Source organism: Cupriavidus metallidurans CH34, assembly GCF_000196015.1.
GTDB classification, from domain to species: Bacteria; Pseudomonadota; Gammaproteobacteria; order Burkholderiales; family Burkholderiaceae; genus Cupriavidus; species Cupriavidus metallidurans.
Map to the genome: position 1 here is coordinate 1,362,548 of NC_007973.1, position 12,967 is coordinate 1,375,514.

A 12,967-nucleotide genomic window follows, 5' to 3' on the forward strand; every position below is an offset into this window, starting at 1 on the left:
GACATTTCCTCTACTTTTCCAGAAGGGTGATTGTCATGTTGGAACATCACTTCCGGTCGCTTAAGGCGATCGACCGCGTCAGAGCCCAGTGGCTGGGGCCACAGATTGAACGCTACGTGCAGTCGTTGGACGAACTGCATACCAGCAATGCCACGGTACGCCAGCATATCCGCGCACTTGGGCACTTCAATGATTTTGTCATTGCCAGGGGTGTCACGAAGCTAGAAGCACTTCCCGACCATGTTGATGCCTTTGTCGAGTATTGGCACGCCGGTCACGCAGGCTGGTGCAAGAACAACCAGGACCGAGCCGCTGTCACCGCACAGAGCCGTGTTCCGGTGGAGCGGATGCTTTGCCTGGCCTTGCCGGATTACACACGCCCGAACAACCGGCCAGCGATGCCGTTTGCCAATACGGTTCCTGGTTTCTTGCCTTTCTTGAACGATGAGAAGGGGCTTCGTCAGGAGTCGCAGCAGCGCTACCTCTATACGCTTCGTCCTTTTGAAGCCTATCTGAACAGGGGCGGCATTGCTTTGTCGGGATTGGAACCTGCCCACATCAGCCGCTTTCTCGAAGAACGCGCCAAGACACTGCACAAGGCCGGCATGCGAGACACCGCCGGCGCCCTGCGCATCTTCCTGCGTTATCTGCATCGAGAAGGCATCGTGGCTACGGATCTCGTACGTAGTGTGCCGCGCGGCCGTATCTACCGCCAAGCATCCATTCCACGCGCAATTGGATGGCAGGATGTTGAGCGGCTGCTGACCAGCATCGACCGCAGGTCCATCTTGGGCAAGCGCGACTACGCCATTCTGACGCTATTGGCCAGTTATGGGTTGCGCGCCAGGGAGATCGCTGCGCTGTGCCTGGACGATTTCGACTGGACACATGCCCAGATCAGCATCCCAATGCGCAAGGGAGGCCATTCGACGCGCTATCCCTTGTCGGCCACAGTGGGCGATGCTGTGATTTCCTACCTGCAAGCTCGGCGCAGTGATGTTCCTCACCGCCAAGTCTTTCTCACCGCCAGGTCTCCCTACATTCCCATGCGCCACTGGACCGTTTCGGCCATGGTTGGGATACGCATGCGAGACATCGGCATCCAAGTGACACGGGCGGGCTCTCACACACTGCGCCATGCCTGCGTGCAGCACCTCGTGGAAGCCGACATGCCCTTCAAGGTCATTGGTGACTACGTAGGCCATAGCCATCCGTCTTCCACGCTTGTCTATGGCAAGGTGGCGGTACACAAGCTGCGTCAGATCGTCCTCTTCCAAGGGGAGGACGTGCTATGACTGCCCACTGGAATGGTTATCACAGCGCGCTGGCCACACATATCGAACAATACCTTCGGGCCAAGCGCGCCATGGGTTGCAAGTTCGCATGCGAAGGCCGCCAACTGAGACTCCTTGATCGGTTCCTCGCTGAGCGCGGCATTGACAAGATAGACGTCATCGACGGCGCATGCTTGCAGGCGTTTCTGGACTCGCGTCACCGAACCAATCCTCGTAGTTATAACAATCTGCTCGGAGATGTCCGGAGATTGTTTGACTGGATCGTCGGTCAGCAGATGCTGCCCGCATCGCCATTGGTTGCAAAGGCCAAGCCGCAGAGAGCCCGGCGGATTCCCTTCCTGTTCTCACCCGAAGTGATCAGGCGACTGCTGGCCCTGGCCAGGGCTTTGCCGGATAACTCCCGTGCACCACAGCGCGGCATCACCTACGAGATGATTTTTGCACTGCTCGCCAGCCTTGGGCTACGAGTGGGCGAGGTGGCCGGTTTGCAGTGGGGCGACGTGGACCTGGAGCGCGAGGTCCTGGAGATATCCAACACCAAGTTCGGCAAGGACCGGCTGGTGCCCTTTGGCCCCAAGCTAGCAGCCAGGCTACGCGAGTATCGGCTTGAACGCGAGCGGCAGGGCCGTATCTGCACAGGCGCCCACCATCTGTTTTCATGGAACGGCCGCACACCGATCAGCACCAATAGCATCCGCAACACCTTCAGGGACGATCTGCTGCCACAGCTACACCTCACGGTGCCGCCTGGCTGCTTTGGCCCGCACGTCCATGGTTTGCGGCATTCTTTCGCGGTGCGAACGTTGCTGGGCTGGTACCGCCAAGGAATCATTCCCAGTGACCGCTTGCATCACCTGTCCACGTTCCTGGGACACGTCAATCCCAAGAGCACGGCGGTGTATCTGACGATCACCAACGAGCTGCTCGATGCCGCCAATGAGCGTTTCGAGTCATTTGCACCATTGTTGGCTGCGGGAGGTTCATCATGAAGGACTTCAACCTTCCGTCGATCATTCACCGCTACTTTCTGGAGTATTTGCCTCGGCACAAGGGGCTGCAATCGAGCTCAATCCGCAGCTATCGGGATAGCCTGCGCCTGTTCCTGATCTTTGTGGCGGGCACACACCGGCTCGGCGTCAGCGAACTGGTATTGGAGCACCTTGATTATCCCGCCGTGCAGGCGTTTCTGCACAGCATGGAGGCCGATCGAGGCAACGCCATCAGTACCCGCAACCAGCGCTTGGCGGCACTTCATGTGTTCTACGAATACGTGGGCCGGACCGTTCCAGAGATGTTGCCTACCAGTGCCAAGGTCGCTGCCATCCCGATGAAGCGTTGCCCACGGCCGGAGATGACGTTCCTTGGACGTGACGAGGTTCAAGCCATGTTCGCCTGCATTCCTGCTCAGCATCGCCTCTCATCACGGGATCGGGCGCTGCTTATGCTGCTCTACAACACCGGCGCGCGTGTTTCAGAGGTCGCGCATCTGAAGGTCGAACAACTCGACCTGCGCTCACCTGCGCGCGTCAGGCTATTGGGCAAGGGGTCGAAGTGGCGCACGTGCCCACTCTGGAACCAGACGGCCAAGGCGCTGCAGGCGATGCTGGATGAGCGCGGAACGAACTTGCCTCCCGAATCGCCGGTATTCGTTGGAGCTTCGCAGGCGCCGATGACCCGGTTCGGTATTTACAAGCGCATCCGCCACTATGCCACGCTCTGGGAAGCATCGGGGCACACAGCTTCCGCAGCCAAGGTAACGCCTCACGTATTTCGACACACCACAGCGGTTCATCTACTTGAGTCGGGCGTGGAGGTCAATGTCATCCGAGGCTGGCTGGGACATGTCAATCTGGAGACGACCAATCGCTATGCGGAAATCACCATTCGCATGAAGGCCGAAGCCCTGAAGTTGTGCGATCCGATCGTCGCAGGTGTTCCACGCAAACCCGCCTGGAAAGACGATGCTGCGATGATGGCCTGGCTGTCGTCCCTCTGACGCGACCACGATGCTGGGCGGCCAAGGCACGCTGCCCAGTGTCCAAAAACAATCATCTCTCTATCGAACGGGCGAGAATATGCGTACCCAGTCGGGCTTCCATTATGTGCCCAGCCAGTGCTTGGAGACCATTGCGGTATGCCATGTTTCTAATGCCCGGCCACATAAGAAAACAGGGCACATAATTCGCACAACCATCCGAGCGGAAGCCCCGAGCCGAGCGCGGCCGACAAGGCGATGACCTCGCAGCTTCGGCAGGCGCTGGCGCTGGTGGACGTTCGCACGCTGGATCACATCATTATCGCTGGAAGCCGTACCACGTCATTCGCCGAACGCGGCCTGCTTTGACCTTTGGGGGCTTCGGCCCCCTTTTTGCTGCGCCCGGCGGCGCAACTCCGGCCCTCGCGGGCCTGCGCGTGCTACGCACTTGCCAAAAACAGGTGTGGTGGTGTCGGGTTGGGGGCGGTCTTGCTGTGTCCCTTCACCGTATCACGGCGTGCTCGCCGTCAAGGGCGGCGCGTGCCAGCACGCTTGCGGCCCGTGGCCGTCTTCGACCCCTGACTGCTGCGCTGCGCCGTGCTGGCGACGGTTCCGGGCAATTCCGCCCGTGCAACCGGAGAACAGTCATGCACGACAAATCACACGTTTCCCTCGAACAGCACGTTTGCTTGGTCTGCGGCACAGCGTTCGATACCGGCGCCATCCTGTTGGACAAGCGCCTGCGCGCGAGCATGGAGCGCCATACGGCAACCGGCTGGGGCCTGTGCCCCGAGCATCAGAAGCTGTCCGACGATGGCTTTGTCGCACTGGTCGAATGCGATCCGCAGCGCAGCGGCTCGCAGGCCGGCGGGCGCATGAAGCCCGAGCAGGCGTACCGGACGGGCCGGCTGGCTCATCTGCGGCGCACGTTGTTCGCTCAGGTGTTCAACGTGCCGATCGCGGCCGAGCAGGCTTGCGTGTTCGTTGAGCCCGGCGTGATCGACCAGTTGCAGTCGATGACGGCGCCGGCGGCGAACTGATCGCGCCGTACAGCCTTCGGTGCGTCGTCCCTGCGGGGGCGGCGCACCTTTTTTTCTGCTGCGCCCGTTGCCGATACCTTCGCGCCTGGTGCGCTGCGCGCTTCGCTTGCCTCCAGGGGAAAGCCCTGCGGGCTATCCCCGCCGCGCGATGCTTGGCGCCCCTCAAAGACCGCCGAACCGGCTGCGCCGGATCGGCCAGACCACGGCAATCGCTGTCGAACCTGTTTCCCAATGACTGGCGCATGAGCTTGTGCATCGAGCCGCCTGCGGCGTCTCGCCCCTGCGGGCTTCCATCGTTCCCTCGCTCCGCTCGGCTGACGCCTCCGGCCCGGATTCCTAGATCCGGGCCTGCGCGCTTCGCTTGCCGTGCGGTCGGCGTGTTGAGGGGCCGTTGCCATGTCCAGCCGTCTCCCCTGACTTCATCACCTTCACCGCGACTGTAGCCCGCGGCCGGGGGCCGTCAAGGCGCGCAGGGCCGTGTCCTCGGCTGCGCCTGCGGGCCGCACCAACCCTGCGCTTGACTCCTTGACGGCCCCCGTCCGCGCGCTCCTGACCGTCGCGGGCGATGAACTCAGGAAAGACGGTGGCAACAGGGCCAACCGGGTTCCTCGTGCCGACCGCACCGAACAGCCAAAAGGCTGGGCTTCCGAATCTAGGAATCCGGTGTGCGGTGTGAACAGCAAACCTCTTTTTGTCAGGAGAAAGACCATGCAACTCGCATCCCGTTTCGCTTCCCGCTCCCCGGCACTGCGCAGCGATTACCCACTGTCCGATGACCAAATCCGCAGGGTGGCCCCGTCCATCTTCGCCGACGCCCCGCACGAAAGCCGTTCCGAGCGATACAGCTACATCCCCACCGCGACCGTCCTGCAAGAACTGCGCGGAGAAGGTTTCGAGCCTTTCATGGTGACGCAAACCCGCGTGCGCCACGACGACCGCCGCGACTACACCAAGCACATGATCCGGCTGCGCCACGCCAGCCAGATCAACGGCCGCGAGGCCAACGAAATCATCCTGCTGAACTCCCATGACGGCACCAGCAGCTATCAGATGCTGGCCGGGATGTTCCGCTTCGTTTGCAGCAATGGCCTTGTCTGCGGCGACACCGTGGCCGACGTGCGCGTGCCGCACAAGGGCGACGTAGCCGGGCACGTCATCGAAGGCGCTTACGAAGTCCTGCACGGCTTCGACCGGGTGCAGGAATCGCGCGATGCCATGCGCGCCATCACGCTCGACGCCGGGGAATCGGAAGTGTTCGCCCGCGCTGCGCTGGCGTTGAAGTACGACGAGGACAAGCCAGCGCCCATCACGGAATCGCAAATCCTGATGCCGCGCCGCCATGACGACGACCGCCGCGACCTGTGGAGCGTGTTCAACCGCACGCAGGAGAACTTGACCAAAGGCGGCCTGTCCGCCCGCGCCGCGAATGGCCGCCGCCAGACCACCCGGCCCGTGCAGGGCATCGACCAAAGCGTGCGCCTGAATCGCGCCCTGTGGCTGCTGGCCGATGGCCTGCGCCAGTTGAAAGCCTGAATCCCCACGCGGCAGGGGCAGGCAGCAGCCCTTGCCGCTTATCTCGCTGCTGCATCCCAACCGCTAGGAGAAATCACCATGAACGCCGTACTCAAAACCGAAGCCGTCGCCATCGAAGCCGCCGCACCGCTGGAAGTGGCCGACCCGACCAAGAACCTGATCTTGGTTCCCCTCTCGCAGTTGCTGCCGCGCCGCTCCAAGCGCAACGTCCGCACGACCCCGCGCCAGTCCATCCCCGAACTGGCCGCGAGCATTGCCCGCATCGGCCTGCTGCAAAACCTGATCGTCATCCTGTCCGCCGATGGGGAGCAATACGAAGTCGTCGCAGGCGACCGCCGCCTGACCGCCTTGAAGCTGCTGGCGAAGAAGAAGCGCATCCCCGCCGACTACGAAGTGCCGTGCCTGCTGGTGGCCGATGCTTCGGCCCGCACCGTCAGCCTCGCGGAGAACGTGCAGCGCGAGAACATGCACCCCGCCGACCAGTTCGCGGCCTTCGCCGCGCTGGTCAAGGAAGGACGCCCCATCGAGGACATTGCCGCCGACTTCGGCGTGTCCCCGCTGGTGGTGCAGCGCCGCTTGAAGCTGGCGAACGTCTCGCCGCGCCTCATGGCCGACTATCGCGCCGGTGGCGTGACGCTGGAACAGTTGATGGCCTTGACCATCACCGACGACCATGCCGCGCAGGAGGCCGCGTTCTACGGTGCGCCGGAATGGCAGCGCAGCCCGTCCGCGCTGCGCGAGCGCCTGACCGAGCGTGAAATCGACGCCACGCACGCGCTGGTGCGCTTCGTCGGGCTGGACACCTATCGGCAGGCAGGCGGCGGCATCCGCCGCGACCTGTTCGCAGAAGGCGATGCCGGAACCTACCTCACCGATACCGCAGTGCTGGAAACGCTGGTGCGCGACAAGCTGGAAACGCTGGCCGAGGACGTGCGCGCCGAGGGCTGGGCATGGGTGGAGGCCGTGCCGCATCTGGCCTACGAGGAACGGCAGGCTTTCCAGAACGCCCCGCGCCATCGCCGCGAGCCGACCACCCGCGAGGCCCGCCGCATGGCCTCGCTGGAAACCCGCCTCGAAAAGATCGACGCCGAACTGGAGGACGCTTGCGACGCCGAGGACGAGGCCAAGGCCGAGAAACTGGAACAGCGGCGCGATCAGGTGATCGGGGAACTGGAAGACGCGGAGGACGCCTTACAAGGCTATGCCCCCGAGGTGCGCGAGGTGGCCGGTGCCATCGTCACCATCGACCGCAACGGCGAGCCCGTCATTCATCGCGGCCTGCTGCGCGAAGCCGAGGCGAAGGCGCTGCGCACGCTGGAAAAGCTGCGGCGCGGTTTCGGCAGTACCGAAGGCGAAGCCGCTAACGACGAGCACGAGGACGCCGACGACGCGCCCAAGGCCGCGAGCCTGTCCGACCGGCTGGCGCAGCGGTTGAGCGCCCACCGCACGGCGGCGCTGCAAATCGAAGTCGCCCGGCATCCGCACGTCGCGCTGGCCGCGCTGGTGCATGGCATGGTGCAGACCGTCTTGCAGGAAAACCACTACGGGCACGATTTGCCGCTGGGCGTGAGCCTGAAACTGCAAGACCGGCTGGAAGGCATGGCCCCGGACTGGCCAGAATCGCCCGCCGCCGTGGCGCTGCGCGAACTGCAACAGGTAGCCGGGGAAGCCTTGCCGGAGGACAGCGCCGAACTGTTTGCCGCGCTGCTGGCGAAGTCGCAAGACGAACTGGTGCGGCTGCTGGCCGTGTGCGTGGCTTCCACGGTGGACGTGGTGACGCCCCGTGCCACGCCGCACCAGCCCGGCAAGGAACTGGCGCAGGCCGTGGGCCTCGACATGGCCGCATGGTGGAAGCCGACCGCAGAAGGCTACTTCAAGCACGTTTCCAAGGCTGTGCTTCTGGATGCCGTGAGCGCGTTTGCACCGGAATCCATCACCCGGCTGGCGAAGCTCAAGAAGGCCGACATTGCCAGCGAGGCCGAGCGGCTGGCCGATGGCACCGGCTGGATGCCCGCCATCTTCAAGGCCGAAGGCCCGCAGGAGACCGCGCAGGAAGAAGGCCCGGAGCAGGACGCCTCGGAGGATACCGAGGCAATGGCGGATGAACCCACCGAGGCACTGGCCGCTTGACCCGCGCCGAAGGCAAGCGCCCCGGCCTCGACCGGGGCGCTTCGCTTTGTGTGGTGGCGCATCGAGACGAAGGAATAACCGCGATCAGCACCGCGCCCAGGCCGTTCCGCCCTGGGCGCGGTGGACGCGAAATCCGGGTGCGACAGTGGCCGCGCCCGGTGTTCAAGGCCAATAGCCGAATCAGAACGCCGCCGCCTTCGCGCTGGCTCAGGCGGCGGCGTTGAAGGCATCGCTGTAGTGCGCGATGCCTTCCGGCACTGTCCCATGCAGGGCCAGCGCCATGAAATAGCCGGGCGGCACGCCCGGCAGTTGCAAGCCCGCATGGGCCTGGAAGCCAAAGCGCGTGTAGTACGTTGGATCGCCCAGCAGCACGCAGCCTGCGGCCTGCATAGCCCGCAGTTCAGACAGCGCCTGTTCCATCAGGCGCGAACCGATGCCTTGCCCCTGCCTTGGCGGCAGGACGGAGATCGGCCCCAACCTATACCAGCCCTCGGTCTTTCGCCCGTGCTCATGGGTGATTGTTACTGGCGACAGCGCGACGTGACCGACGACGCGCCCATGTTCTTCGGCCACGATGGAAAGCGTCAGTTCGTTGGCGGCACGCAAGGCGCGCACGATGAATTGCTCGGTGTGGCTGGTGTGTGGTGCATCAGCGAACGCGGCGATGGTCACGGCCTCGATGGCGGCAATGTCGTCCGGGGTTTCGTGTCGGAGCTGGAGGGTCATGGGCTTGTCTTCGATTGCTTCCTGAAAATATAGAACGGCCTGGGCGTGTCGGCGCACTGCGCCGCCGGGCTTTCGGGCTGCGCCCCGTGCCGCCTTTGCCGTCACGGCCATTCGGCTTCAATCCCTCACGCCTTCGCGCCTGCGGCGCTGCGTGCTTCGCTTGCCTCCAGGGGAAAGTCCTGCGGGCTATCCCCGCCGCGCGATGCTTGGCGCCCCTCGATGACGCCGAACCGGCTGCGCCGGATCGGCCCGGCCAGCGCCCCGCCGCGATGGGCGGGGCGCTGGCGAACACGCTGGCGCTCGCTGCGGCAGGTTGTGCAGGTGCGTGCCGTCCTCAACGCTGGCGGTTCCTGCCCATCACGTCACGAAGGACGGTTCACGGACAACCCGCCCGGCATCGCTATGGAGCTTCCACGCCACGCCTCAAGAGCGGCGCCGCAAGGTGCGGCGGGGGCGTTCTCGCCTGTCGTCGGGTGGTTGACCTGGCCCGCGTCAGTGGGCGAGCCGGAGAAGCCTTCGTGCGGGGATGCCGAGCCGGCCCCATCTCCTTTCGGAGCGGTCCGGCCCAAGGCGTCCTTGTCTCGTTGTGAATCCTGGCGGTGGCGCGGCTGCGCCTCGGGCTTCATGGCTGCAACCGTCCGGCGAAAACAATTTCCCCGCCTTCGTCACTGCGTTCGGCGGCTTCCTCGCGCAGCAAATTCTTTTCGCCTCCCGGCTCTCCACTGCGTTTCGACCGCAAGCGGTGCAGCCAGCCCGTCCCCCGCCGGCCGGATCACAACAAGGACGCGATGGGCGCGAACCTTGTTCAACCGAAAGGAGCAAACATCATGGCCAACATCGGCACCTTCACCGCAGACAAAGACGGCTTCACCGGCACGCTTCGCACCCTGACGCTCAACGTCAAGGTCAAGCTGCTTCCCAACGACAAGGGCAGCAGCGAGAACGCCCCCGACTTCCGTCTCCAGGCCGCAGGCCACGACATCGGCGCGGCGTGGAACAAGACCAGCGAGGCCGGGCGGGAATACAAGTCCGTGACCCTCGACGATCCTTCGTTCCCGGCTCCGATCTATGCCCGCCTGATCGAAGGCGAGGACGGCACGCACGACCTGATCTGGTCGCGCACCAAGCCCCAGGCGGCGTGACCGCCGCAGCGCCCCGCCCATCGCGGCGGGGCGCTGTGCTGCTTGTTCGCAGCACATCACCACGTCACGCGCGCGGCTTCGCCGCGTCGCGTTCCTTCAACACCGCCTCCAGCTCCCGGCGCACCTGCACCAGCAGCTCGTCGGCCTTGTGCGGGCTGTCGCCCGCATAGGCCAGCGTCAGCAGCGTGAGCGGGTGGATGTCCATCACCTCGCACAGCTCGGCCAGCTTATGCAGGGTCGGGCTTTTGAGGTCGCGTTCGAGGGTGCTCATATAGGTGCGACTGGACACGTCAGAGAAGGCTTCCTGACTCAAGCCACGCGCCTTTCTAACTGTCTTCAACGCCTTCGCCAATGAGTTCCCAGCCGCCACCTATGGTTTCCCTTGAAAAACCAAGATGACATCCCATTGCGCCCTATAGGACTACAATCTATAGTGTTCATTTGGCGTTGTTATCAGTGTTTGTGTCTTTACGGAAATCTGCATCGGCGGATTCCGGCAAAGCCACGCAAGCGCATCGGTGCTTGCGCACCAAGGCGCAAATCCGGTTTCGCGGCTCTGCGCTTTGGCGTGCAACCGCATTCGTGCATCATTGGATTTGTGGGATTGCCGACCATGCCCCTGCCACTCGCCACCGCCCCGGAGCGCGCGCAACTGCTCGCCAACGGCGAGGCCCGTGCCGCTGGCCGAGCCATCGACCCGGTGCCCGTGGTGCGGCTGTTCACGCCGGACGCGCACGTGACCTGGCTGCTGGCTGCGCTCGACCCAGCCGATGGCGACACCGCCTGGGGCCTCATCGACTTGGGGATCGGGATGCCGGCCCAGGGCACCGTCAAGCTGTCCGATCTGGCCGGCATCGTCGGGCCGCACCAGCAGCCCGTGATGCGCGACCTCTACTTCCGTCCCACACGCACGTTGTCGGAATACACCCGGCTGGCCGAGCGCGACGGAGCGATCCCGGACTGAATACGTCCTACTGTGACTTTTTCAGTCTGGTGTCATACCGGGTAAGTCTCAATCCACATTCTTGCGGCGTAGCCCCACCAGTCTGACCCAAATAGACAGGATGCCTGGCGCGGGCTGCGGCAGGCTGACTTGTGCAGTGCCCCCTTTCGGGCGCTGCCGCCGCAGCATTGAGACGAATACCGCAACGCATCGGAGCCAATCAGTCTTGACAGCCCCATCCACCTTTCTAACCCATGACGTTCCGACGAGGGCGATGTAGCGCGTAGTTGTCGTGTCCCGGCTGATTGGTAACACGTCTGTTGAACAGTTCGGGGTGTGATCGCTGCCATTGTTTCATGGCCTGGATGGGGCTGACATGCCCCAAGGCTTTCTGTGGCAGTTGGTGATTGTACAGCCAGACATACCGCAGGATGGTGGCCTCAAGTTCTTCGCCGGAATGGAAGTGATGGGTGCGCAGGATGTCGGCGATGCGCCCGTTGAAGCGTTCAACCATGCCGTTGGTCTGCGGGTGTTTTGGGCGGGTCAGGCGATGCTCAATGCCTAGCTCCTCGCAGAGCTGATCGAACTGATGCCTGCCGGTCGGCGTACGCTCTCCCCGTGTGATGAAGCGATCCGTGAATTCCTTGCCGTTGTCGGTCAGGATCGTTCGGATACGGAAGGCAGCGGCCTTGTGCAATTCCTTCAGGAAGCGCCGGGCGTTGGTAGCGCTCTTGCTGGCATAGACACGCACGAACACCCAGCGGGTGGCGCGATCAATGGCCACAAACAGGTAACGCCGCGTGGTTTCGTCCGCCATCTGCGGCAGGTACTTCACATCGATGTGGACGAAGCCGGGCTCGTAGGCCTTGAACGGCTTGGTCCTGGGGCGATCCACGCTCAATGCCTCGCGCGCCGACACTCCATGGCGTTTGAGCATGCGGTGCAAGGCAGCGCGTGAGACGGTCGGATGGATGAACTCGCGTACGACTGCCAGCAGGTCATCCAGCGAAAGGCCCAGGCTTTTACGCAAGACGAGCACGATGGACTCCTGGGCCGGCGTCAGCGTGGTTTGCAGTCGATGAGGGGTATGGGAGGCGTCATGAACCGATGCACGCTTCTTCCAGCGAGCGATGGTGGAGACACTCACGCCAAAGCGCTGGGCCAGAACCCTCATGGGCTCCTTGCTGACCTGGATCTCGGCGCGGATCCTGGGTGTCGTGGTGGCGTTCTTGTGCAGCCTCAGATGCATCGTTTCAGCTCCAGCATGACCTCTCGGGCCAAGAGTAAACCACGGCGTGAACCAATTAACCAATCATCAGGGACACGACACGTAGTTCTTCCGTGGCGGCGAGTCCTGTTCGCAGGAGGAGGCGTCATGGTCAATCTTCATCACTTCGCGCATTGGTATCCAACTGCGGCATACCTCTATGTTTTGTGGCTGGATGCGCTCTCGCTCGCTTGGGAATATCTGCGCAGGCATCCCGACTACCGGCTCGACTGGCTGCGCCGTCATCGCCGGCCTGAAGCAGCGCATCGCTGGGGCTTGCGCCTGCTGGAAGACCCGGCCTTGGATGCGCGTGACGCGCATCCCGCTTGGCTGCCTGGTCATGCGGCCGTGGTGCAGCTCTACCCCGACGCCGATCCGCCGGAGGACGCCACCGCCTTCGCGTTCTGGCGTATCCCTGGCCACAAGCACCTGCTCCACGACGGCAAAGGGCTGGCGCTGATCGCACGCAGCCCAGGCCATTGCCTGCGCTTCGCGCTCGCGCCCGGCCTGGAAGACGGCATGGCTGTCGCCTATGCCCACCGCGGCAGCGCTGTCGCGGCTGCGCGCAACCAGCCGTCCAGCGTGGGCCTCGCTGTCGTCAAACCCCGGCCCACATCCGCCGCGCTGCTGGAGCTGCACACCTTGCAGGCGCTCGACGCGATTCTTGCGGGCGCGTCCTTGCGCGATGTGGGCGAAGGGTTGTTCGGTGCCGACGCCGTGGCCGATTGGTACAGCGACGGCGGCCTGCGCTCCAAGGTGCGCCGCCTGGTACGGCGCGGCGACGCGCTGATGCGCGGCGGCTATCGCCGCCTAGCACAGCTTCCGCCGCTTGAGAAGGGTCGTTTTGAGGACGACGCAAAACGGCCCTGAGCAGGACAGCTTGGTTTTCTGAGACTGCCTCCATCCGGTCGCGCTG

Annotated in this window: 12 protein-coding genes and 1 pseudogene; 10 read left to right on the forward strand and 3 right to left on the reverse strand. The window is 63.9% G+C overall.

The annotated features are described in order from the left end of the window. The first annotated feature begins 35 nt into the window (after positions 1 to 35). The 7 genes and pseudogenes from RMET_RS06255 to RMET_RS06280 all read left to right on the forward strand — a co-directional run bounded on the left by RMET_RS06255 (position 36) and on the right by RMET_RS06280 (position 7,973). Positions 36 to 1,295: a tyrosine-type recombinase/integrase gene (locus RMET_RS06255; protein WP_011516012.1), complete on the forward strand. Its 1,260-nt coding sequence runs from the start codon at positions 36 to 38 to the stop codon at positions 1,293 to 1,295. Next, positions 1,292 to 2,284, forward strand: coding sequence for a tyrosine-type recombinase/integrase (locus tag RMET_RS06260; protein WP_011516013.1), 993 nt, complete (start codon positions 1,292 to 1,294; stop codon positions 2,282 to 2,284). The genes RMET_RS06255 and RMET_RS06260 overlap by 4 nt, the downstream gene beginning before the upstream one ends. Continuing rightward, entirely contained in the window at positions 2,281 to 3,291 is a 1,011-nt protein-coding gene (locus tag RMET_RS06265) for a tyrosine-type recombinase/integrase (RefSeq protein WP_011516014.1), read from the forward strand. The genes RMET_RS06260 and RMET_RS06265 overlap by 4 nt, the downstream gene beginning before the upstream one ends. 186 nt (positions 3,292 to 3,477) lie before the next feature. Beyond that, positions 3,478 to 3,639: pseudogene (locus RMET_RS32045) on the forward strand (JAB domain-containing protein); the annotation flags it as partial. A 278-nt stretch (positions 3,640 to 3,917) separates the two neighbouring features. Continuing rightward, positions 3,918 to 4,310 carry a hypothetical protein gene (locus tag RMET_RS06270; protein ID WP_011516015.1) on the forward strand — a complete coding sequence of 131 codons (393 nt, stop codon included), beginning with the start codon at positions 3,918 to 3,920 and terminating at the stop codon, positions 4,308 to 4,310. Positions 4,311 to 5,018: 708 nt separating this feature from the next. Then, the gene (locus RMET_RS06275; RefSeq protein ID WP_041240053.1) at positions 5,019 to 5,843 is read left to right on the forward strand and encodes a DUF932 domain-containing protein; all 825 of its coding nucleotides are present in this window, start codon (positions 5,019 to 5,021) and stop codon (positions 5,841 to 5,843) included. A 78-nt stretch (positions 5,844 to 5,921) separates the two neighbouring features. Further along, positions 5,922 to 7,973, forward strand: a complete 2,052-nt coding sequence (locus RMET_RS06280) for a ParB/RepB/Spo0J family partition protein (protein ID WP_011516017.1) — start codon at positions 5,922 to 5,924, stop codon at positions 7,971 to 7,973. Between the two features lie 207 nt (positions 7,974 to 8,180). Here the strand turns inward: RMET_RS06280 and RMET_RS06285 are convergent, their stop codons facing one another. After that, positions 8,181 to 8,699 carry a GNAT family N-acetyltransferase gene (locus tag RMET_RS06285; RefSeq protein WP_011516018.1) on the reverse strand — a complete coding sequence of 173 codons (519 nt, stop codon included), beginning with the start codon at positions 8,697 to 8,699 and terminating at the stop codon, positions 8,181 to 8,183. Between the two features lie 827 nt (positions 8,700 to 9,526). Here RMET_RS06285 and RMET_RS06290 point away from each other — a divergent pair. Beyond that, on the forward strand, positions 9,527 to 9,841 hold the full coding sequence (locus RMET_RS06290) for a DUF736 domain-containing protein (protein WP_041240055.1): 315 nt from the start codon (positions 9,527 to 9,529) through the stop codon (positions 9,839 to 9,841). A gap of 64 nt (positions 9,842 to 9,905) precedes the next feature. Here the strand turns inward: RMET_RS06290 and RMET_RS06295 are convergent, their stop codons facing one another. Then, positions 9,906 to 10,211 carry a helix-turn-helix domain-containing protein gene (locus RMET_RS06295; RefSeq protein ID WP_011516021.1) on the reverse strand — a complete coding sequence of 102 codons (306 nt, stop codon included), beginning with the start codon at positions 10,209 to 10,211 and terminating at the stop codon, positions 9,906 to 9,908. Positions 10,212 to 10,454: 243 nt separating this feature from the next. Here RMET_RS06295 and RMET_RS06300 point away from each other — a divergent pair, with 243 nt between their 5' ends. After that, on the forward strand, positions 10,455 to 10,805 hold the full coding sequence (locus RMET_RS06300; RefSeq protein ID WP_021161698.1) for a DUF2958 domain-containing protein: 351 nt from the start codon (positions 10,455 to 10,457) through the stop codon (positions 10,803 to 10,805). A gap of 226 nt (positions 10,806 to 11,031) precedes the next feature. Here the strand turns inward: RMET_RS06300 and RMET_RS06305 are convergent, their stop codons facing one another. Beyond that, on the reverse strand, positions 11,032 to 12,033 hold the full coding sequence (locus RMET_RS06305) for an IS481-like element ISRme14 family transposase (protein ID WP_011516023.1): 1,002 nt from the start codon (positions 12,031 to 12,033) through the stop codon (positions 11,032 to 11,034). A 126-nt stretch (positions 12,034 to 12,159) separates the two neighbouring features. On the opposite strand from RMET_RS06305, the gene RMET_RS06310 reads away from it, so the two are divergent. Beyond that, on the forward strand, positions 12,160 to 12,921 hold the full coding sequence (locus RMET_RS06310; protein WP_021161697.1) for a DUF2285 domain-containing protein: 762 nt from the start codon (positions 12,160 to 12,162) through the stop codon (positions 12,919 to 12,921). The last annotated feature ends 46 nt before the right edge of the window (positions 12,922 to 12,967 follow it).